This is a genomic window from Streptomyces sp. NPDC029296, from assembly GCF_055569255.1.
Window position 1 is genome coordinate 12194 of sequence record NZ_JBVHXT010000031.1, and the last position, 20612, is coordinate 32805.

General features: G+C 73.8%; 18 protein-coding genes. 3 read left to right on the forward strand and 15 right to left on the reverse strand.

The window, feature by feature from the left end; all coding sequences use genetic code 11:
• Positions 1-24 precede the first annotated feature (24 nt).
• From ACZ4W9_RS25670 to ACZ4W9_RS25680, 3 genes are all read right to left on the reverse strand, one after another.
• Entirely contained in the window at positions 25-699 is a 675-nt protein-coding gene (locus ACZ4W9_RS25670) for a ScbR family autoregulator-binding transcription factor (RefSeq protein ID WP_467939698.1), read from the reverse strand.
• Positions 700-855: 156 nt separating this feature from the next.
• Positions 856-1626 (reverse strand): SDR family NAD(P)-dependent oxidoreductase, encoded by a 771-nt coding sequence (locus tag ACZ4W9_RS25675; RefSeq protein ID WP_467939867.1) that lies wholly within the window; start codon positions 1624-1626, stop codon positions 856-858.
• Positions 1626-2345 carry an HAD family hydrolase gene (locus tag ACZ4W9_RS25680; protein ID WP_467939700.1) on the reverse strand — a complete coding sequence of 240 codons (720 nt, stop codon included), beginning with the start codon at positions 2343-2345 and terminating at the stop codon, positions 1626-1628. The genes ACZ4W9_RS25675 and ACZ4W9_RS25680 overlap by 1 nt, the downstream gene beginning before the upstream one ends.
• Before the next feature lie 582 nt (positions 2346-2927).
• Here ACZ4W9_RS25680 and ACZ4W9_RS25685 point away from each other — a divergent pair.
• The gene (locus ACZ4W9_RS25685; protein ID WP_467939702.1) at positions 2928-3896 is read left to right on the forward strand and encodes a ScbA/BarX family gamma-butyrolactone biosynthesis protein; all 969 of its coding nucleotides are present in this window, start codon (positions 2928-2930) and stop codon (positions 3894-3896) included.
• A 145-nt stretch (positions 3897-4041) separates the two neighbouring features.
• Here ACZ4W9_RS25685 and ACZ4W9_RS25690 read toward each other — a convergent pair whose 3' ends face one another.
• The 10 genes from ACZ4W9_RS25690 to ACZ4W9_RS25735 all read right to left on the reverse strand — a co-directional run bounded on the left by ACZ4W9_RS25690 (position 4042) and on the right by ACZ4W9_RS25735 (position 17542).
• On the reverse strand, positions 4042-5844 hold the full coding sequence (locus tag ACZ4W9_RS25690; RefSeq protein ID WP_467939869.1) for an SWIM zinc finger family protein: 1803 nt from the start codon (positions 5842-5844) through the stop codon (positions 4042-4044).
• Between the two features lie 635 nt (positions 5845-6479).
• Positions 6480-9338 (reverse strand): DEAD/DEAH box helicase, encoded by a 2859-nt coding sequence (locus ACZ4W9_RS25695; protein WP_467939704.1) that lies wholly within the window; start codon positions 9336-9338, stop codon positions 6480-6482.
• 97 nt (positions 9339-9435) lie between these two features.
• A complete protein-coding gene (locus tag ACZ4W9_RS25700) occupies positions 9436-10017 on the reverse strand; it encodes a sugar kinase (protein WP_467939706.1) in 582 nt (193 codons plus the stop codon).
• The gene (locus tag ACZ4W9_RS25705) at positions 10014-11159 is read right to left on the reverse strand and encodes an ROK family glucokinase (RefSeq protein ID WP_467939708.1); all 1146 of its coding nucleotides are present in this window, start codon (positions 11157-11159) and stop codon (positions 10014-10016) included. The genes ACZ4W9_RS25700 and ACZ4W9_RS25705 overlap by 4 nt, the downstream gene beginning before the upstream one ends.
• Positions 11160-11302: 143 nt before the next feature.
• Positions 11303-12073, reverse strand: coding sequence for an ATP-binding cassette domain-containing protein (locus ACZ4W9_RS25710; protein WP_467939710.1), 771 nt, complete (start codon positions 12071-12073; stop codon positions 11303-11305).
• Complete coding sequence (locus tag ACZ4W9_RS25715) at positions 12070-13113, reverse strand: ABC transporter permease (protein WP_467939712.1); 1044 nt, start codon at positions 13111-13113, stop codon at positions 12070-12072. The genes ACZ4W9_RS25710 and ACZ4W9_RS25715 overlap by 4 nt, the downstream gene beginning before the upstream one ends.
• Positions 13110-14114, reverse strand: a complete 1005-nt coding sequence (locus tag ACZ4W9_RS25720; RefSeq protein WP_467939714.1) for a sugar ABC transporter substrate-binding protein — start codon at positions 14112-14114, stop codon at positions 13110-13112. Before ACZ4W9_RS25720 ends, ACZ4W9_RS25715 begins: the two co-directional genes overlap by 4 nt.
• Before the next feature lie 196 nt (positions 14115-14310).
• Positions 14311-15048 (reverse strand): GntR family transcriptional regulator, encoded by a 738-nt coding sequence (locus ACZ4W9_RS25725; protein ID WP_467939871.1) that lies wholly within the window; start codon positions 15046-15048, stop codon positions 14311-14313.
• Positions 15049-15201: 153 nt separating this feature from the next.
• Positions 15202-15945 carry a response regulator transcription factor gene (locus ACZ4W9_RS25730; RefSeq protein WP_467939716.1) on the reverse strand — a complete coding sequence of 248 codons (744 nt, stop codon included), beginning with the start codon at positions 15943-15945 and terminating at the stop codon, positions 15202-15204.
• Positions 15946-16279: 334 nt separating this feature from the next.
• The gene (locus ACZ4W9_RS25735) at positions 16280-17542 is read right to left on the reverse strand and encodes a sensor histidine kinase (RefSeq protein ID WP_467939718.1); all 1263 of its coding nucleotides are present in this window, start codon (positions 17540-17542) and stop codon (positions 16280-16282) included.
• Between the two features lie 203 nt (positions 17543-17745).
• Between ACZ4W9_RS25735 and ACZ4W9_RS25740 the strand changes: the two genes are divergently transcribed.
• The gene (locus ACZ4W9_RS25740; protein WP_467939720.1) at positions 17746-17946 is read left to right on the forward strand and encodes a hypothetical protein; all 201 of its coding nucleotides are present in this window, start codon (positions 17746-17748) and stop codon (positions 17944-17946) included.
• 90 nt (positions 17947-18036) lie between these two features.
• Entirely contained in the window at positions 18037-18432 is a 396-nt protein-coding gene (locus tag ACZ4W9_RS25745; RefSeq protein ID WP_467939722.1) for a guanyl-specific ribonuclease, read from the forward strand.
• Between the two features lie 94 nt (positions 18433-18526).
• Here ACZ4W9_RS25745 and ACZ4W9_RS25750 read toward each other — a convergent pair whose 3' ends face one another.
• Together ACZ4W9_RS25750 and alc are read right to left on the reverse strand one after the other, a co-directional pair.
• A complete protein-coding gene (locus tag ACZ4W9_RS25750; protein WP_467939724.1) occupies positions 18527-19339 on the reverse strand; it encodes an AIM24 family protein in 813 nt (270 codons plus the stop codon).
• A gap of 128 nt (positions 19340-19467) precedes the next feature.
• Entirely contained in the window at positions 19468-20583 is a 1116-nt protein-coding gene (gene alc / locus ACZ4W9_RS25755) for an allantoicase (RefSeq protein ID WP_467939726.1), read from the reverse strand.
• Between the last annotated feature and the right edge of the window lie 29 nt (positions 20584-20612).

The window sequence follows — 20612 nt, forward strand, 5'->3', positions numbered from 1 at the left end:
GGTCGCGGCGGTGCGGTCACCGGGTCAGCCCGCCGGCTCCGCCACCAGGGCCGCCCGGCTCTCCGCCCGCATCTCGGCCAGCACCCGGGTCCCGCGGTCCGGTGCGAAGTCCAGCTGCGGGAAGACGGCGGGCATCGTGACGCTGGGCAGCATGTAGGCGAAGATGGACGAGATCCGCTGCTCCAGGTCCGCCCACTGGGACCTCACCTCCGAGACGACCTGGGCGCCGATCCAGGAGCTGACCAGGAAGCGGCCGAGTTCCTCGGGCACCACGTGCGGGTAGATCTCGCCGCGCTCCTTGGCGACGGCCACCACGGAGGCGAACCGCATCGCCCACGCCTCCCAGGGGCCGCCGTCCGCCAGCTCCTGGAGGTGCCGCTCCATGGCCAGCTTGGCGCCGGCCTGGAGCATGATCTCCTGCGGCAGCCGGCACGCCAGCGTCATGGCCTCGTCGACCAGTTCCTGGAGCTTGTAGGTGCGCGGCGGCGGATACCCGTGTTCCGTCACCTGCTCGGCGAAGATGCCTTGGACCAACTGCTCCTTGGAAGCGAAGTGGAAGTACAGGGCCCCTCGCGTGACCTGGGCCTTCTCGAGAATCTGCGCGATGCTGGCACCGTGGTAACCGTGCTGCGCGAAGACCTCCGCCGCCGCGTTGAGGATCGCGCAACGGGTTCGGATCGCGCGCAACTGCTGTGCCATGTGTTCGTCCTCTCGTCCGCGCCCCGCCACCCCTCCGAGCTGACGCGTATGCCTGATCCCGGGCCGCGGACCGCGGACCGGGTGACAAAAGAAACCAGATGACTGGTACTTTATCAATGTGCCCTTGGAGGCCGTAGGCGGCGGGAACGCCGCGACTCACCAGGCCCCGGCACCGCCGTCCACCGCCATGGTGGCACCGGTGACGAAACCGGCCTGGTCGCTGCAGAGCCACACCGCGACCCGGGCCACCTCCTCCGGATCGGCCACCCTGCCCTGCGGATTGCGGCGGCGCATGCGCTCCTCGGCCGCCGGGTCCCGGGCGAAGACGCCCTCGGACATCTCCGTCCTGGTCAGACCGGTGGCGAGCGCGTTCACCCGGATGCCGTGCCCCGCGTACTGTGCCGCGGCCGACTTGGTCAGACCGAGCACGGCGTGTTTGGCGGCCACATAGGGCGCGCCCTGCGAGGTGGCGCGGACCCCCGCGATGCTGCTGTTGTTGACGATCGCGCCGCCCGCTCCGCCGGCGAGCATGGCCTTGATCTGATGCTTCATGCAGAGCCAGACGCCCCGGAGGTTCACGTCGAGCACCGTGTCGTAGTCGGCGTCGTCGGTCTCGTGCAGCGGGGCCGGCTCGGTCGTCGTACCGGCGTTGTTGAACGCGGCGTCGAGCCCGCCGTACCGGTCGACGGCGAGCCGCACCGCCACCTCCACGTCCTGCGCGCTGGTGACGTCGCCGCCGGCGCAGGCGACTTCGGCGCCCTTGTCCCGCAACTCGGCCGCCAGTTCCTCCAGCCGGGGCAGCCGGCGGGCCATCAGCACCAGCCTGGCGCCGTTGCGGGCGCCCACCCGGGCCGCCGCCGCGCCGATGCCGCTGCTCGCCCCCGTGACCAGCAGGACCTTGCCCGCCAGCAGTTCGCCTTCCTGGATCACGCGACCGCCTTTCCGGGCACGCCGTCCCAGAGCGTGCCGGCGCGCGCCTCGGCATCGACCGTACGCAGCAGCCGGTCGTCGATCTCGGCCAGGGAGCCGACGACGTGACGCGCCCCGGCCTCCGTCATCAGCTGCCGCTGGTAGCCGTGCGCGAAGTCGCTGGGGTGCCCGATGAACGGGGCGCCCAGCTCGCGGGCCGCCTCGGCGACCCGGGCCACGTCGTCGATGAACACCACCTCGTCGCAGGCGAGGCCGGCGATGTCGACGGCGATCTCGTACAGGCCGGGGCGGATGCCGTCGGTGCACACGTACCGGGGTGCGTCGAACAGGTCGGCCAGGTGCCCCAGGTGGCGCGCGAAGTGGGCGGCGTCGAGCCCGCCGTAGCAGACGGTCCCGAGGCCCAGGGCGCGGAGCCTGCGCAGCAGGTCCACCGCTCCGTCGAGGACGCGGACCGGGTGGTCCGCGAGGTAGCGCTCCCGCTCCTCGAAGTAGACGGCGATCGTCTCCTTTGGGGAGGTCGGCATGGCGCACGCGTCCGCGAGGATCCTGCCCGCGACCTCCCGCGGCTGGGAGAAGATCCGGCGCTCCAGGTCGGCGGAGTAGGTGCCGCCCCGGCTGGTGACGAAGTGGTGGATCACGGGGCTGAACGTGTCGTTCAGCAGCACTCCGTCGATGTTGAGCGCGGCCATGCGGAGCCTGCCGAGTTGCTCGGTCATGGATCCGTCTCCCCTCCCCCGTGACCCGCCGGCGCTTCGAGCAGACAGCGGACCGGCTAAACCTGACGACCGGTTCAGATCCTCACACGGGCGTGGCCGATAGTCCATGGATCATGTTCGGGCGTCTCGTTTTTCGGAACACGATGTCCACGGACGGTGTCCCGCGCGTCACACCGGACGGTCAGCCGTGACCGGCCCCCGAGTAGGCTGGCGGGACCTGCCTCCACGCGTCGGCGCGGACGCGCGGAGCGGGCCGGGCGACCGTGCGCGGACGTCCGGTGTCAGGCTCAACTCCCCGAGGAGACCTGCGATGTTGGCGCCAGGGCGGCAGATGCGCGGAGGGCGCTCGTCCCCGTTCGCGGGCCACGGCTCCGCCCTGCCCGGCCGCCGCCGCGCCCGCCCGGTCGCGCCCGGCGGTCCTTGACCGGGAGGGACGGGGACGCTGGAAAAAAAACCGGTCAGTCCGTACAGTGACGCCCGTCGCACACCGCTCAGCTTCATCCGCGCTCCACCCAAGCCCGTTCTCGGCTTGGCCTGTGTTATGGCAGCACTTCGTTCACGACTGCCCTGGGGGAGAGGCACATGACCACGTTTGCGTCCATCGACAGCATGATCACGGAGTTCCGGGCGGCTCTGCCCACCACCGCACCCGCCGGACCGCGCACCTTCACGACGACCGTTCCCAAGGAGTACGTCCACCGCGCGGCGGTCACCGAGGTGTTCCTCACCGGCTGGCGGCAGACGGACGTGGACACCTGCACGGTCACGGCACAGTGGCCGCGCGCCCACACCTTCTACGGGCCCTCGAACGGCTTCCACGACCCGCTGCTGTTCAGCGAGACACTGCGGCAGGCGGTGCCGCTGCTGTCCCACGCGGTCTACGGCGCGCCCATGGACCACAAGCAGATATGGCGCGACCTCCGCGTCGCCCTGGACCCGGCGGCGCTGCGCGCCGGGCTCGCCCCGGCGGACGTGGAGCTGCGCGTCCACTGCTCGGACGTCGAACGGCGGGCCGGCGTGCTGCGCGGCATGCGGATGGAGGTGACCGCCACCCGCGACGGGCAGTACCTGGGGACGGCGTCGACCTCGTTCAGTTCGCACAGCAGGACGCTGTACCCACGGCTGCGCGGGGTCTACGCCGACGCCGGGCGGGCGATGGCCGCGGCCGTCGAAATGCCGCTGCCGCTCCAGCCCGAACTCGTGGGGCGGGACCGCCCGCACGACGTGGTGCTCTCGCCCCGCGCGGGCGACGGCCGCTGGCAGCTGCGGGTGCACACCTTGCACCCGATCATCTTCGACCACCCGAACGACCACGTTCCCGGCATGCTGCTCCTGGAGGCGGCCCGCCAGGCGGCCCAGCACCATCTGGGCCCGGCGCCGGTCCTCGTCACGGGGCTGGACGCGGCGTTCCACCGGTACGCGGAGCTGGACGCCCCGGCCTGGGTCGCGGCCGAGTCCCTCGCCGACGGCCGCGTCCGCGTGACCGTCGAGCAGCGGGACGCGCCCGTCTTCGCCTGCGCGGTGACCACACACCCGACGGCCACGGTCTGACACCGCCGGCCTCCGGCGGCACTCCGTCGCGGCGGCGCCCCGGCTACGGCGTCCATCGGCGAGGAGCCGCGGCCGGGGCCCGAGGCGGCCCCGGTGGGCCGGGGCCATGGGGTGCTCCGGGCGGGCGGCCGGTGGGCGGCCGGGGTCAGAGGGGATCGGATATGCCGAGGCCAGTCAGGGCGCCTACCGGGTCGGCGTCCGGGGTGCCGCGGGGCCACCAGTCGTCCTGGCCGGGCTCCGACTCGTAGGCGTACCACAGCCCGTCGCGGCCCAGCCGGAGCTGGACGTGGCCGCGCGGGTGGGTGAGGCGGTTGCGCCAGGGGCGGAACGCCGGCAGGTCTGCGGCGAGCAGCAGCGGGCGGGCCCGGTCGAAGCGGCCGGCCGGCGGATCCCACGGCTCCTCCAGGACGGCCAGCCCCGCCTCCCCGCCCTGCCGCCAGGCCGCCACGGCGCGCGCGAGATCGGCCGGGCTGCGGCCGGTCGCGTCGGCGAGCCCGGCGTACAGCGTGCGCGTGGCCGCGGTCAGTCCGGAACCCGGGCGGGCCGCGGCCAGGCGCACCGCGTCCTGCCACAGGGTGAGGCCGCCGACCGGATCGCGTCCGGTGGTGAGCAGCGCGTGGGCGCGGGCGGCGGCGTCCGTCGCGAGCTGGTCCAGCGCGAAGGGGTCCGGGCCGCCGGGCGCCGAGGGGTAGACGGGAGGCTGTCCGGCATGCGGGGGCACCGGCAACGGCGGGGGCGGCGGCGGAAGGCGACGGTCCGCCAGGGCGTCGGTGGCGCGGACGCCGGGCAGGGTCCGCGGTTCCCGTTCGCGCGCGGCGCGGGCCGCCCGGGCGGCACTGCGCCGGGACAGCGCGTCCAGCAGTTCCCTCTCGCCCCGGCCGCGGAGCAGGAGGAGGACGAAGGGGTCGGCGTCGAGCAGCCGGGCCGTCTGGTAGCACAGGGCGGCGGCGTGCTTGCAGGGGTGACCGGAGTCGGGGCAGCTGCACCGCGGGGAGAGGTCGCCGGGCCCGGGCAGCAGGGCGACACCGCAGTCGGCGAGCGACTGCGGCAGCTCCTTGTCGAGCAGCGCCGCGATATGGCCCGGCCGGTCGGCCGCGGCGTCCAGGAACCGTTCCCAGTCCGCGTCGTCCAGGGTGCGTACCCGCATCTGCACCCGGTAGGGCCGGGGCCGGCTTCCCCGGACGTACGCCAGCACCAGTCCCGGTGTGACGGTGATGGCGTCCACCTGTCCCTGGTCGGCGTAACCCCGGCCGCGCGCCAGCCGCTTGGGGTCCAGCGCGCCCCGCTCCAGCGCACCGACCCAGGCGTTGCCCCACCAGGTCCCGGCGAACGCTTCGCCGGTGCCGCCGCCCACCCGGGCGGGGAACGCCGGGAACGTGCGGCGGAGTTCACCGTCGCGGTGGGGGGTGGCCATGGACCCGGACCCGAAGCACGGCTGTGCCGCCGCGCCCGGCCCGGGGTCGCCTTCCGCCGGTTCGGCGGGCGGGGTCGTGGTGGCGTGGGCGGGGTCCTCCGGCTCGCCGTCGGTGGTCTCCGTCCACGAGGGCATACGGAACGCGGTCGCCAGGTAGTGCCGCATGTCCCGCACGGTCCTGGCCCGGGCGGGCGGGGTCTCCTCTCCGGGCGAGGGCGAGGTGCGAGGCCCGGCGGAGCGGCCCGGTTCGGCCCCGCGCCGACCGCGTCCCGCCCCTGCGGCGGCCTCGGCCTCCGCACGCGCCGCCTCCGCGCGCGCCGCCCGCAGCGCCTCCCGGGCGACATCACCGGGACGCCGGCCGACGGCACCACCGGTACGCCCACGCACAGGGCCATCGTCCGGCTCGCTCCCCCGCACAGGGGTGGCGTCATCCGGTTCGTTCTCCCGCACAGGGGTGGTGTCATCCGGTCCGGCGCCGCCCGCAGGACCGGCGCCATCCGGCTCGCCCGTCCGCGCGGCAGGGGGTCCGCCCAGAACGGCTTCCGGCAGGGGGCCGGTGCCCTCCGCCTCAGCTCCCCGCCCGGAACCGGCACCTTCCGAACGGGCTTCCGCCGCAGCACCGCCCGGACCCGGCCCAGCCGCTCCCCACCGGGAAACAGCACCTCCCCGACCACCATCCGGCGCAGCACCGCCCCGGCCCGGCCCGGCCCGCCCCACGGCACCGGCGCCCTCGGGCTCGGCTCCCCCCGCGAGACCCGCCTCACCGCTTCCGGACACGGGGCCGGCGCCCTCACCGCCGCTTTCCGACGCGGGACCCGCGCCCTCCGGGCCGGCCTCCAGCCCCTCGTGGACGGGGTCCACGGCCCCCTCGGTCGCGCTCCGGGCGTGCCACTCGACGACCTCCGGGTGCGCGTCGTCGGTGCGGCGGGCGGCCGCCTCTCTGAGGGCCGCCCTCGCCACATCGGCGGGCCTCGCTTCCGCACCCGGCTCCGGGCACTCCCCCTCGACGGAGCCCGCTGCCACACGCTCTCCGTCGACCGTGCCCGGCACCGCACGCTCCCCCTCGGCCGTACCCGCCGCCGTGTGCTCGCGTTCCGTGGGTGTCCGTCGGCGGGCCTCCCGGAGGGCCCGGCGGGCCTCGTCGGCGGGGTGGGTGTGGTCGGGGGGCGTCACGGCGTCCTCCGGAGGGAGACGAGGTCGGACAGCTCGCGGTCCGTCAGTTCGGTGAGGGCCGCCTCGCCGGAGCCGAGGATGGCGTCGGCCAGGGCACGCTTGGCGGCGAGCATCTCGGCGATGCGGTCCTCCACCGTGCCCTCGGTGACCAGGCGGTGGACCTGGACGGGCTGGGTCTGGCCGATGCGGTAGGCGCGGTCGGTGGCCTGCTCCTCGACCGCCGGGTTCCACCAGCGGTCGAAGTGGACGACATGGCCCGCGCGGGTGAGGTTCAGGCCGGTGCCGGCGGCCTTCAGGGACAGCACGAGGACCGGGGTCCCGCCGTTCTGGAAGCGGTCGACCATGCGCTCGCGCTCCGGTACCGGCGTGCCGCCGTGCAGCAGGTCGACCGGGACCGCGCGGGCGGACAGATGGGCGGTGAGCAGCCGGGCCATGCCGACGTACTGGGTGAAGACGAGGGCCGAGCCGTCCTCGGCGAGCAGGGTGTCCAGCAGTTCGTCGAGCAGGGCGAGCTTGCCGGAGCGGGCGGCCAGGCGCTCCGGGTCGGGCCGTTCCTTCAGATACAGCGCCGGGTGGTCGCAGATCTGCTTCAGCGCGCCGAGCAGCTTCAGCACCAGGCCCCGCCGTGCGATGCCCTCGGCCGTCTCGATGGCCAGCATCGATTCGCGCACCACCGCCTCGTACAGCGCGGCCTGTTCCCGGGTGAGCGGCACCGGGTGGTCCGTCTCGGTCTTGGGCGGCAGCTCCGGGACGATGCCCGGGTCGGACTTCTTACGGCGCAGCAGGAAGGGGCGGACCAGCCGGGACAGGCGCTCGGCCGCCTCCGTGTCCTCGCCGCTCTCCACCGCGCGGGCGTGCCGGGCGCGGAAGGACTTCAGCGGGCCGAGGAGGCCGGGGGTGGTCCAGTCGAGCAGGGCCCACAGTTCGGAGAGGTTGTTCTCCACCGGGGTGCCGGTGAGCGCCACGCGCGCGGGCGCCGGGATGGTGCGCAGTGCCTTGGCGGTGGCCGAGTACGGGTTCTTCACGTGCTGTGCCTCGTCGGCGACGACCATGCCCCAGGGCCGTCCGGCGAGGTGCGGGGCCGCCGACCGCATGGTGCCGTACGTGGTGAGGACGAAGCCGCCCTCGACGCCGTCCAGGGTGCGGTCCTGGCCGTGGAAGCGGCGGACCGGAACACCGGGCGCGAAGCGGGTGATCTCCCGCTGCCAGTTGCCGAGGAGGGAGGCCGGGCAGACGACGAGGGTGGGTTCGGTGCGGGCCCGCTTCAGGTGCAGGGCGATGAGGGTGACGGTCTTGCCGAGGCCCATGTCGTCGGCGAGGCAGCCGCCGAGGCCGAGGGAGGTCATCAGATCGAGCCAGGCCAGCCCGCGCAGTTGGTAGTCGCGCAGGGTGGCGTGGAGGCCGGGGGGCGCGGTGGCGGGGCGCAAGCCGGCGGTGAGCCGGTCGCGGAGGGCGGCCAGCGCGCCGACGGGGACGGCCTCGACGGTCTCGCCGTCCACCTCGGCGGTGCCGGTGAGGGCGACGGACAGCGCGTCGACCGGGTCGAGCAGGCCCAGTTCGCGCTTGCGGGCCTTGCGGACCAGCGCGGGGTCGACCAGCACCCAGCGGTCCCGCAGCCGTACGACGGGGCGGTGGGCCTCGGCGAGGGCGTCCATCTCGGCCTCGTCGAGCGGTTCGCCGCCGAGCGCGAGCTGCCAGCGGAAGGCCAGCAGGTCGGCGCTGTCGAAGAAGCCGGTGCCGTCGGTGGCGGAGCCGGGGGCCGGGCGGATCACGGCGGTGGCGGTCAGGTCGCGGGCGAGGTCCCGGGGCCAGTGGACGGCGACCCCGGCGGCGGCCAGCCGGCCCGCCGCGATGCCGAGCAGGTCGCTCAGCTCCTCCTCGGACAGGGCGAGGACGTCGGGCACGTCCTGCTCGGCGAGGCGGTCCAGCGGCGGCCACACCCGGGCGGCGCGCCGGATCGCGAGGGCGGCGTCCACGCGTGCGCGGGGTCCGAACGCCGGGTCGGCCTCCCCCGCCCACAGGGCCGCCGCGTCGGCCACCAGGGTGGGGTCGGCGAGGCTGTGGACCTGGACGACGGCGGCTCCGGCGGCGCGGGCGCCGTCGCTCGCGCCGGTGTCGAAGACGTCGTACGCCGACAGGTCCAGGCGCAGCGAGACGCGGACGCCCGCGTCCATGCCGGCGGCGACCTCGGCCGCCCACTCGTGGGCGGCGGGCAGGCTCTGGGGTGCCTGGGCGGCGAAGGGCCGGCCGGAGGTGTGGGGGGCGGCGGGGGTGCGCGGGAGGGTGTCGGCGACCGCGTCGAGGAAGGAGCGGACGAGGGCCTCGGGCTCGGGCAGCGTCAGCGCGCCGGGGCCGGGGAGGGGCACGGCGTGGCCCTCGGGGGGCAGGGCGGCGGCGATCGCGCGCAGGTGGGCGAGGTCGTCGGGGTCCAGCGGGCCGGCCCGCCAGGCGTCGTGGCCGGCCGGGGTCAGGCCGGGCAGCAGCCGGCCCGAGGCGACGAGCCGCAGCGCGTGCAGGGCGGCGGCGCCCCAGCAGGCGGTGGCCGGGTGGGCGGCCGGGTCGCGGCGGGCGCGCACCAGCAGCGGCAGGGCCCGGGCGAGCGGCAGGGTCAGCGCGGGCACCCGGCGGCGGCGCACTCCGCTGCCGTGGCGGCGTACGACCGTCAGTTCGACGGCCGTGTCATCGGGTGCCGTGGGCAGCGCCTCGCCCGCGGGGTCCCAGAAGGCGAGGCGGCCGTCGCGGGGCAGGGGCGCGGGCAGGTAGACACCCGCGAGGCGGGCCCACGCCGGGTGCCCGGTCCCGGTCTCCGGGGAGCCCTCCGTGTGCCCGGTCACCACGGCCGTGCCGCTCGTCATACGTCCTGCCACCTCCCGCCCTCGCGTCGGACCAGTCGTCTTCGACTCTACGGGCGGGGTCTGACAATCGGCTCCGGGGCCCGGGCGGGGCCCCGGGTCACGGGACCGTGCGGGAGACCACGTACACCATCGGGTGCCGGGGGTCGGACAGGTTGACGACGACGTCCTGGGTGGGGGCGGGGTTCCTCTGCTCGTGGGTCAGTCCCCGCCAGGGGCCGGGGCCGGTGAAGGTCCAGCCGCTGACCTCGCGGTCGCGGTCGCCGATCGTGATCTCGTCCTCGCGCAGTTGTTCCGGACGCGCGCCCATGGCGCCGAGGAAGCTGTCGAGGCCGGCGGGGTTGGTGCGGAACTGGACGTAGAGGCGGCTGGTCTTCCAGTTGTTCGTCTCGTAGTAGGCGATGTCTTCGGCGGGGTGCGGGACGGACACCTGGTAGAGGCGGCGCTGCACCTTGGACGGCCAGCCGGCGGTGAGGCCGGTCGCGGAGTACTTGGCTTCCTTGTCCTTGCCGCTGTCGCGGCTCTGGTTGGCGGAGATCACCAGATAGCCGGCCGGGACGCCGATGAGCAGGACGATGATCAGCAGGGTGAGTGCCCGGCGCCGGGCCCGGCGCCGGGGGTGCTCGGCGGGCCGGTCCGGCTCCGGTGGCGGACCGCCCTGGTGGGGCAGCGAGGGCGTCATGCGGTGTCCTGGGCGCGGCGCGCCTCGGCGTACCGCTCGTAGCGCTCGTACCGCTCCACCCGGCGCCGCTTGGCCCGGCGGAACCGGCGGGCGACCAGCCGGGCGAGGTCGGCGGCACCCACCATGCCGGCCTCGGGGCCGAGCTGGGCGCGGGTGATGCGGGCCTCGGGGCGGTAGCCGCGGCCGGTGAGGTGCCGCTTGAACGCCTCCCGGGCCGGGCCGATGAGCAGGTCGTCGGCGGCCGAGACGCCGCCGCCGATGACGAAGCAGGAGGGGTCCAGGGCGGCGGCGAGGTTGGCGATGCCGACGCCGAGCCACTGGCCGATGTCCTGGAGCAGCTCCACGCACATCGCGTCGCCCTCGCGGGCCAGCTCGGTGATCATCGGGCCGGTGATGTCGTCGATGTTGCCCTTGACGTGCTCGATGATGCCGTAGGCCACCGGGGAGTCGGCGGCGGCCAGCTCCTTGGCCTCGCGGACGAGCGCGTTGCCGGAGCTGTACTGCTCCCAGCAGCCGCGGTTGCCGCACGGGCAGCGGTGGCCGCCGGGCACGACCTGCATGTGGCCGAACTCGCCGGCGACGCCGAACTTGCCGCGCTTGACCTGGCCGTCCTCGAGGATGGCGCCGCCGATGCCGGTGCCGAGGGTGATCATCACGAGGTGGTCCTCGCCGTGGCCGGCGCCGAAGCGCCACTCCGCCCAGGCGGCGGTGTTGGCGTCGTTGTCCACCAGGACCGGCACGGAGAGCCGGCTGGCGAGGCGGTCGCGCAGCGGTTCGTTGCGCCAGGACAGGTGGGGGGCGAACAGGACGCGGTTGCGGTCGGCGTCCACCCAGCCGGCGGCGCCGATGCCCACCGCGTGCACGTCGTGCCGGTCGGACAGGTCCAGGACCAGCTCGACGATGGTGTCCTCGACGACCTTCGGGCTCTTGGACTTGTCCGGGGTCTCCGTGCGGAGCTTCTCCAGGATGTTGCCGTCGGCGTCCACGACGCCCGCCATGACCTTGGTGCCGCCGATGTCGATGCCGACCGTGGGCACGCGGGGGGCGGTCAGGTGGGACCGGCGCTCTCGTGTGCCGACGGTGCGCAGGACCGGGGCGCGGCGGGAACCGATGGGGGCGGTGAGGTCGCGGTAGGTGCTCATCGTTGGACGATTCTGCCGCACGCTCACGCTGAGTGCCGTACGGGGCGGGGAGGCGGGGGGTGCGCGTCCGGTGCCGGCGGCGGGTCCGTGGTGGTTTCCCGCACCCGCGCGGCGCGGCCGCACGCCGGCGCGGCCCCGCGTCCTCAGCCTCGCTGCAGTTCGTGTACCAGGGCGTCCAGGTCGGCTCCGCCCGCCATCTGCTTGGTCAGCTCGTCCAGGGTGATCTCGTCGCGTGTGTAATTGCCCACCATCGTGCCCCTCCTCAGGAGCACGAACCGGTCGCCCACGAGGTACGCGTGATGCGGGTTGTGGGTGATCAGGACGACGCCCAGGCCCTCGTCGCGTGCCGCGGCCACATATTTCAGGACCACACCGGACTGCTTGACGCCCAGGGCGGCCGTCGGCTCGTCCAGGACGAGGACCTTCGCGCCGAAGTGCACCGCGCGGGCGATCGCGACGCACTGGCGTTCGCCGCCGGAGAGGGTCCCGATGGGCTGGTCGACGTCCCTGAGGTCGATGCCCATGCGCAGCAGTGCCTCGCGGGTGGTGCGGCGCATCAGGTCGATGTCCATGCGCTTGAAGGGTCCGGCGCCCTTGCGGGGCTCGGAACCGAGGAAGAAGTTGCGCCAGACCGGCATGAGCGGGACGACGGCCAGGTCCTGGTAGACCGTGGCGATGCCCCGGTCCAGGGCCTCGCGCGGGGAGGAGAGGGTGGTCTCCTCGCCCTCGATGCGCAGCGTGCCGCCGTCGTGGCGGTGCAGGCCCGCGATCATCTTGATCAGCGTCGACTTGCCCGCGCCGTTGTCGCCGAGGACGCAGGTGATCTGGCCCGCGTGGACCTCCAGGGAGACGCCCTCCAGGGCGCGGACGGTGCCGTAGTGCTTGCTGACGTCGGTCAGTTCGACAAGGGTCATGCGGTCGCCTCCGCGCGCTTGCGGACCCAGGCGTTGAGCAGGGTCGCGAGGAGCAGCATCGCTCCGAGGAAGAACTTGAACCAGTCGGGGTTCCACTCGGCGAAGACGATGCCCTTGCTGGTCATGCCGAACAGCAGCGCGCCCACGGCCGAGCCGATCGCGCTGCCGTAGCCGCCGGTGATCAGGCAGCCGCCGATGACGGCCGCGATGATGTAGATCAGTTCGTTGCCGACGCCCTCGCCGGACTGGACGGCGTCGAAGGAGAAGAGCAGGTGCTGGCCGGAGATCCAGGCGCCGAAGGCGACGCCCATGTAGAGGCCGATCTTGGTGCGGGTGACCGGGACGCCGACCGCGCGGGCCGCCTCCTCGTTGCCGCCGACGGCGAAGATCCAGTTGCCGGGGCGGGTGCGCAGCAGGATCCAGGAGGCGAGGACGACCAGGCCCAGCCACCACAGGATGGTGACCTTCACGTCGACGCCGCCGACGGTGAGGGTGGAGGCGAAGACGGCGCGGGCGCTGTCGAAGCCCTCCATGTCGCCGATGGTCTTGGTGGAGACCGTGTCGTCGATCAGCTTGGTGAAGCCGAGGTTCATGCCGGTCAGCATCAGGAAGGTGCCGAGGGTGATGATGAAGCTGGGCAGCTTGGTGCGGGTGAGCATGAAGCCGTTGAAGGCGCCGATGGCCAGCGTGACCAGCAGGGACACGCCCACGCCGACCCAGGTGTTCGCCGTCATCTGGTAGCTGAACATCGAGGAGACCAGCGCGGACGACGTCACCATGACGCCCGCCGAGAGATCGAACTCGCCGCCGATCATCAGCAGGGCGACGGGTACGGCCATGATGCCGATGGTCGACGAGGCGTACAGCACCGTGCTGAGGCTGGAGGTGCGCAGGAAGCCGTCGGCGACGAAGGCGAAGAAGACGAAGACGGCGAGGGCGCCGACGACCGAGCCCAGCTCCGGGCGGGCGAGCAGCTTGCGCAGCGGGGAGCCGGGCAGCAGCCGCTCGTCGGCCGGCTTCTCGTCGAGGACCGCGCTCATCGGGTGCCCCGCTCGGTGTACTCCGCCAGCTCGGCGGCCTGGTCCTTGGTGACGATCTGCGGGCCGGTCAGCACCGGCTTGCCGCCGCCGAGGACGTCGGCGTTGTACTTGTACAGCCACAGCAGGTCGACGGCCTGGTAGCCCTGGAGGTACGGCTGCTGGTCCACGGCGAAGCCGAGGGTGCCGTCCTCGAGCTCCGCCGCGACCTTGGGGTTGAGGTCGAAGGTGTCGATCTCGGCCTTGCTGCCCGCGTCCGTCCGGGCCTTCACGGCGGTGTCGGCGAAGGGCGCGCCGAGGGTGACGACGGAGTCGATGGACTTGTCGGCCTGGAGCTTGGCCCCGATGGCGGACTGCACGTCGGGCATGTTGGTGCCGTTGACGTAGAGCTTGCGCAGGGTGCCGCGGAAGGTCTTGGCGACGCCGTCGCAGCGCTGCTCGTGGCCGACGTTGCCCTGCTCGTGCAGCACGCACAGGGCCTTCTTCTTGCCGCGCTTGTTCAGCTCGTCGCCGACGGCCTCGCCGGCGACGGTCTCGTCCTGGCCGATGTGGGTGAGGGCGCCGAAGGCCTTGGACTGCTCGGAGCCGGAGTTCACCGTGATCACCGGGATGCCGGCCTTCTCGGCGCGGGCCACGGCGGCCTTCATGGCGTCCGGCTTGGCGAGGGTGACGATGATGCCGTCGACCTTCTTGTCCACGGCCGCGTCCACCAGCTGGGCCTGCTGCTGGGCCTCGTCGTCGTGGGAGTACAGGAAGTTGATGTTGTCCTTGACGGCGGCCTGCTTGGCGCCGCTCTGGACGATGTCCCAGAAGGTGTCGCCGTCCCCCGAGTGGGTGATCATCGCGAAGGTCCAGCGGGGGGTGTTCACCGCCGCCCTGCCCTGGGCCGCGGCGGCCTTGCGGGCGTCCTCCGCCCGCTTTCCTCCGGTGCTGCTGCATGCCGCGAGGGACACGGAGAGTGCCCCCGCCAGCGCTATGCCTACCCAGGTCCGAAACCGTGCCACGAGGCCGTGCCCTTCTTGCCGCTCTTGCTCTGCTCCGACGTACATAAGGGGCGGGCGACCTCACCGTGGGCGCGTCCCGGCGGTGACTCACCTGCCCCAAACACTTCAGTATCGGACATGCCGCACGCGGCCGGCACGACCGGGGACCGGGGAACGTCCTCTTTGTCCGTATATCGCAGAGAATGCCGGGCTGTGTTCACGGTCGCACCAGGAGCTGGAACTCGAAGGAGTAGCGGCTCGGGCGGTAGGTGTGGTCGCCGAGTTCCACCGCGCGGCCGGTGTCGTCGTACGTGGTGCGCCGCATCGTCAGCAGCGGGGCGCCCTCGGCCTCGGTCAGCCGCTCGGCCTCGGCGGCGGTGGCACCCCGGGCGCCGATGGACTGGCGGGCGCTGTGCAGGGTGATCCCGGCGGAGCGCATCATCCGGTACAGGCCGGTGGCCTCCAGCCGGACGGTGTCCAGGTCGAGCAGGCCGGGCGGGAGGTGGTTGACCAGATAGGCGATGGGTTCGCCGTGGGCGAGGCGGAGCCGCTCGACGCGGTGCACCTCGCCGCCCTCGGGAACGCCGAGCGCGGCGGCGACCTCGGCGGGGGCCGGTACGACCGTGTTCACCAGCACCCTGGTGGCGGGGCGCTGGCCGGCCGCCTCCAGGTCGTCGTAGAGGCTGCTCAGTTCCAGCGGGCGCTTGACCTGGCTGTGCACGACCTGGGTGCCCACGCCCCGGCGCCGGACGAGGAGCCCCTTGTCGACGAGGGACTGGATGGCCTGGCGGACGGTCGGCCGGGACAGCCCGAGCCGCGCGGCCAGCTCGATCTCGTTGCCCAGCAGGCTGCCCGGGGTGAGGCTGCCGTGTTCGATGGCGGACTCCAGCTGCTGGGAGAGCTGGAAGTACAACGGCACCGGGGAGCTACGGTCCACGCGGAGGTCGAGCGCCACGGAGGGGTCCACATCTGGTTTCGGCACGGGGCCGAGCGTAGTCCCGCACCTGATGGACGGGAAGTCGTGTCGTCAGGTTGTCCGGACATATTCGGGGCCGGTCGGTTTCGGCGGCTCCCGAGGCCTTCACGGGGCGCTCCCCCGGGGGTCCCCTCACCGCGACCGCCGGGGCCGTGCGGTCCGGCTCCGGCTCTGGGTCCCGTCGCCGTCCTGGAGTCCCTCGCCGCCGTCGCCGTCCAGCAGCCCCGCGTCGTAGACCAGCAGCGCGATCTGCACCCGATTGTCGAGACCGAGCTTGGCGAGCACACGGGAGACGTGCGCCTTGACGGTGGCCACGCTGAGGAAGAGTCCGGCGGCGATCCGCGCGTTGGCGAGCCCGCGTCCGACGGCGACGGCGACCTCGCGTTCGCGGTCGTTGAGGACGGCGAGCCGTTCGCGCGCCCGGGTCCGCCGGGCGTCGGCGGCGGAGCCGGCCGCGTGCCGCATCAGCTGCCGGGTGACCGCGGGCGACAGGACCGGGTCGCCGGCGGCGACCCGGCGCACGGCGTCGACGATCTCGGCGGGCGGGGTGTCCTTCAGCACGAAGCCGGCGGCGCCGGCGCGCATCGCGTGCAGGACCTGTTCGTCGGCGTGGAAGGTGGTGAGCACCACGACCTGCGGCGCGTCCGGCCGCGCGCGCAGCCGTCGGGTCGCGGTGATCCCGTCCACCGCCGGCATCCGGATGTCCATGAGGACGACGTCCGGCCGGGTCCGCCGCACCAGTTCCTCGGCCTCCCCGCCGTCGGCGGCCTCCCCGACGACCTCGATGTCCCCGGCCCCACCGATCATCAGCGCCAGCCCGGCACGGACGAGGGGGTCGTCGTCGACAAGGAGAAGTCTGATCGGCGTCGCAGTCATGGGGTTACGAAATCACGCCCGGCGGACCGGGGGCGGCGGAACGGTCGGTGGTGGGGGCGGGCTGAGGGGTGGCGAGGGGGCGCTACGGGGCGGGGCGGCCGAGCGGGCGAGGCGCGCCGGCCGATCAGGCGGACCAGGCGTCAGGCGTCAGGCGTCAGGCGTCAGGCGTCAGGCGTCAGGCGGTGGAACGCAACCGTGCGGGGTCGGGTGCCGTGCCCGTCGTCCCGCCGACGCCGGGCGCCGACAGGGCCCCGGCCGGTGTCCGTACCGGGACGCGGCACGCGCCTCCGCCCGGCTCGCGCACGGACGACGCCGGAGCCGCCTACGGCGCCCCTCACGCCCGCGGCCACGGCAGCCACCCCCGTACCTCGAAGCCGCCGTCGGGCCGGGCGCCGTGCCGCAGGTGGCCGCCCGCCAGGGTGGCCCGTTCCGTGAGGCCGATCAGGCCCTGCCCGGAGCCGGGGACGGGCGGGACCTCGGCGGGCGGTGCCGGGTGGGTGACGGTCACCGTCAGGCCCTCGCCGGGGGTGCCGGTCAGATGGACCGTGACCTCCGTGCCGGGGGCGTGCTTGCGGGCGTTGGTCAGGGCCTCCTGGGCGATGCGGTAGGCGGTGCGGCCGACGGAGGCGGGGACGGCGGCGGGATCGGCGACGCGGTGGTCGAGGGTCACCTTCATCCCGGCCTCGCGGCACTCGGCGACCAGGGCGTCCAGCGCGGCCAGCGTCGGCTGGGGTCGCCCGCCGGAAGGCTCCTCGGAGTCGCCGGCCCGCAGCACGCCGATGATCTCGCGCAGGTCCTGCAGGGCCTCGTGGGCGCTTTCCCGGATCACCCCGGCGGCCCGCGCGATCTCCTCGCGGGGCGCGTCCGGCCGGAACTCCAGCGCGCCCGCGTGCACGCTGAGCAGGGTGAGCCGGTGGGCGAGCACGTCGTGCATCTCGCGGGCGATGGCCTCCCGGGCCAGCCGCTGGGCCTGCTCGGCGCGCAGCCGGGCCTCGGTCTCCGCCCGGTGCGCCCGGTCCCGCAGGCTGAGCATCAGCATCCGCTTGGAGCGGACGAACATGCCCCAGCCGGTGATCGACACGGTGAGCAGCGTGGCGAAGGCGACGACGCCGGCGTAGGACAGATCGGGGTCGGGCCGTATCCAGTACAGGAGCGGGGCCAGGGCGAGGCCGGCGCCGCCGATCCAGGCGACGTACCGGAAGGGCCGGTGCACGGCGAGCGTGAACAGGGCGACCATCCCCGCGCCGCCCGAGGTGTTGGACAGCAGTCCGACCGAGACCATCGCGACGGCGAGCCCGACCGGCCACCGGCGGCGCAGCCAGAGCGCGCCGCAGGACAGGGCGCCCAGCACCTGGTCGAGGACGGCGAGGGAGTGCGGCAGGCCGGTCTCCTCGGCCACCGACCGGGCCGCCGCCAGGCCGGTGAGGACGGCCAGGAGGAAGCAGGAGAAGTCGACGACCCAGTCGCGCGCGGTGCGCCGTGGCCGTCGGCCCGGGGACCCGGCGTCCGGATCCAGTTCGTGGACCAGCGCGGACGGGAACAGCCACCGGCGCCCCGTGAAGTCTCTCGGCGCCCGCGCCCGCTCGTCGTCGCTCACGGTCGGCAAATCTACGCACGGTCGGGGTCCCGCCGCCGCCCCGTGCCGGGGATCGGCGACCTCGCGACCGGCGCCGGTCGACCAAAGTCGCACCGCCGGGAGACTTCCGGCGCGGCCCGCCGGGGCGGGAGGCGGTCCTTCGGCGGCGGACGCTCGCCGCGCGGCCGATGCGCGGGGGGAGGCCGCCGGGCGAGAGTCGCCGGGTGAAACAGCTACTGGAACTTCTCGGATTCATCGCGCTGGTGCAGGGCGTCATGGGCCTGGTGCACGAGTTCACCGGCTGGCGGGTGGGCCTGGTGCAGCGCCTCGGCTTCCTCGACGGTCACGAGGTCTACGCGAGCGTCGCGCTCGTGGTGCTCGCGCTCGCGCTGTGGGCCGCGGCGGACAGCCGGAAACGGCCGTAGGTCAACCCCCGGAAAAATCCCCGGACGTACCGGGAAACTCTCCGTGCTTGACATTGACATGCCATGATCTACGCGCGTCATCATGAGGGCATGAGATTCCCCCCACGCGCCACGCGCATCGGCACGGCAGCCGCCCTCCTGTCCGCCCTCCTGGTGGGCGGCACCGTCACGGCCACCACGGCGGACGCCGCGGCACAGTCGGTCGGCAGCGTCTGTTACGGAGATCTTCCCGCCCAGGCGTACGACACCCTGGAGCTGATCGAACAGGGCGGTCCGTATCCGTACTCCCAGGACGGGAGCGTCTTCCAGAACCGGGAAGGCGTCCTGCCCGGCCACACGGCCGGCTACTACCACGAGTACACCGTGATCACTCCCGGCTCCTCCACCCGCGGTGCGCGGCGCATCGTCACCGGTGAGAAGTACCGGGAGGACTACTACACGGCGGACCACTACGCCTCGTTCGACCTGATCGACTACGGCTGCTGAGCCCCTCCCCCGGGGGCCCGGCCCGAGGAACGGCGCAGCACCCCCGAGGCCCGGCCCGCTCCGGCCGGGCCTCGGTCTTCGCGGCGGATCCCGGTCAGCCGGCGTGGGTGGAGAACAGCCCGCCGGTCGGGCCCTGCTTGTCCCCGCCCTGGGCCTTCTTCAGCGCGTTGGCCAGGCCCTCGATGGTGAGGGACTGGAGGATCACCCGGCCGTTGCCCTCCAGGGTGGCCAGGGACAGGCCCTCGCCGCCGAAGACGGCGTTCATGATCCCCTGGCGGTTGAGGCCGCCGACGCGCTGGACGCCGTACTGGATGCCCTCCTCGAAGGCGACCACACAGCCGGTGTCGACCTCGATGCGGCCGCCGAAGTCGGCCGGGTTCAGGTCGATGAAGTTGCCGGCGCCGGCGATGATCACCGTGCCCCGCCCGGTGAACCTCTCCAGGACGAAGCCCTCGCCGCCGCTCGTGCCGGTGCGCCCGCCGGCGAAGGCGATGCCGAACTCGACGCTGGACTCGGCGGCCACGAAGGCGTCCTTCTCGGCGAACCACGCGCGCGTGCCGTCCAGTTCCAGGGCCCGCATCTCCCCGGGCAGCACGCCCGCGAAACCGACCGTGCCCTCGCCGCCCTGGGCGGTGAAGTACTGGAAGGCCAGCGACTCGCCGGCGAGCATGCGCTGCCCGACCTGCATGGCGGTGCCCATGGCCTGGCGCAGCAGTCCGCCCATGCCGCCGGAGCCGCCCTGCTGCTGTCCGCCGCCGCCGGAAGGGCCGGACAACCGGGTCTCCATGGTCACGTTCGCCGTCTTGAACAGGAACTTCCCGGCCTCGCAGTACACGGTCTGGCCGGGGCGCAGGCTGACGACCGCCATCTGCATGGCGTTGCCGACGATCTCTTGCTGAAGTGTCACGTGAGGGACAACGCGTCAGACGGACGGAAGAGTTCCGCACCGGCGGCAGGAGGGGCCGTGCGGGTGACGCGCGGGGTGCCCCGGTGCTGTCCGGCCGGGGCACCCCGCGCGAGCGTGCGGGCGGGGGATCAGCCGCCCAGTTCCTGGTGGCGGGCGGCGAGCGCGCTCGCGCCCCGCTCGGTCAGGGAGCCGAACAGGCGCAGCCGGGAGATGCCGCCGTCGGGGAAGATGTCGATCCGCGCGTGCGTGCCGACGGCCGCCTCGGGCAGGACGAAGCGGTGGTTGGTGTCGGGCTGGAGCCGGGTGCGCGGCAGGACCTCGGTCCACTCGCCGTCCTCGCCGTCCCGGACGGACACCGACGCCCAGCCGGCGCTGTTGCCCTTCAGGTAGGCGGTGTCGATCTCCACGGCGCGGACGGCGGACTGGGCGACGAGCCGGTAGCTGATCCAGTCGTTGCCCTGGTCGCGGCGGCGGCGGGTCTCCCAGCCGTCGTCCATCTTGCGGGAGCGGCCCGGCTGGATGGTGTTGGTGGCCGGGGAGTAGAAGAGGTTGGAGGCGTCCTCGACGCGGCCGCCGTTCTCCAGCGCGACCACGTCGAAGGTGCCGAGGGCCGCCAGCCACTCGGGGTCCGGGACGACCTCGCCGTACACCCGCAGCCGGGCGATGCCGCCGTCGGGGTGCTGGTTGACCCGCAGGTGGGTGAAGCGCTGCTCGGCGGTGACCTCGAAGCCGTTGGCCGCGTGGCCGCCGACCGGGGTGCGCGGGACGAGGGTGGTCCACTTCACGTCGGCGCCGAGCAGTTCCCCGGGCGAGGGCGAGCCGGGTACGCAGGCGCCCTCGACGGAGACGGCCTGCGGGTAGTTGCCGCGGAAGTGGGCGGTGTCGACGACGATGCCGCGGATCACCCCGGGCGCGCCGAGCCGGACCAGCGCCCAGTCGTGGTCCTCGGCGGTGGGCCAGGGGTGCTCGGCGGAGACACCGCGCCGGCGGCGGGTCTCCCAGCCGTCCATGACCTTGCCCTTGTGGCCGAAGTGCTCGGGGTCGAACTCGGCCCGCTCGGGCACCAGCAGGTTCTCCCGCTGGGCGAAGAACTCGTCGTTGGCGGCGATGACACCGGCACCGAGCTGCCGGTCGGCGAGGTTGGCGTACTGGGTGAAGGGGAAGTCGGCGGTGCGGTAGTCCGCGTACGGGTCGCCGCCTCCGTAGGGGTTCGCGTCGCCGGTGAAGCTGGGTGTCGCCGTCACGGTGATCAGTTCTTCCTTTCGGGGCAAGG

Excerpts from the sequence above, each read along its gene's own strand:
- ACZ4W9_RS25670 (WP_467939698.1), bottom strand. The coding sequence starts at position 699 with ATGGCACAGCAGTTGCGCGCGATCCGAACCCGTTGCGCGATCCTCAAC.
- ACZ4W9_RS25680 (WP_467939700.1), bottom strand. The coding sequence starts at position 2,345 with ATGACCGAGCAACTCGGCAGGCTCCGCATGGCCGCGCTCAACATCGAC.
- ACZ4W9_RS25685 (WP_467939702.1), top strand. The coding sequence starts at position 2,928 with ATGACCACGTTTGCGTCCATCGACAGCATGATCACGGAGTTCCGGGCG.
- ACZ4W9_RS25695 (WP_467939704.1), bottom strand. The coding sequence starts at position 9,338 with ATGACGAGCGGCACGGCCGTGGTGACCGGGCACACGGAGGGCTCCCCG.
- ACZ4W9_RS25700 (WP_467939706.1), bottom strand. The coding sequence starts at position 10,017 with ATGACGCCCTCGCTGCCCCACCAGGGCGGTCCGCCACCGGAGCCGGAC.
- ACZ4W9_RS25705 (WP_467939708.1), bottom strand. The coding sequence starts at position 11,159 with ATGAGCACCTACCGCGACCTCACCGCCCCCATCGGTTCCCGCCGCGCC.
- ACZ4W9_RS25710 (WP_467939710.1), bottom strand. The coding sequence starts at position 12,073 with ATGACCCTTGTCGAACTGACCGACGTCAGCAAGCACTACGGCACCGTC.
- ACZ4W9_RS25715 (WP_467939712.1), bottom strand. The coding sequence starts at position 13,113 with ATGAGCGCGGTCCTCGACGAGAAGCCGGCCGACGAGCGGCTGCTGCCC.
- ACZ4W9_RS25730 (WP_467939716.1), bottom strand. The coding sequence starts at position 15,945 with ATGACTGCGACGCCGATCAGACTTCTCCTTGTCGACGACGACCCCCTC.
- ACZ4W9_RS25745 (WP_467939722.1), top strand. The coding sequence starts at position 18,037 with ATGAGATTCCCCCCACGCGCCACGCGCATCGGCACGGCAGCCGCCCTC.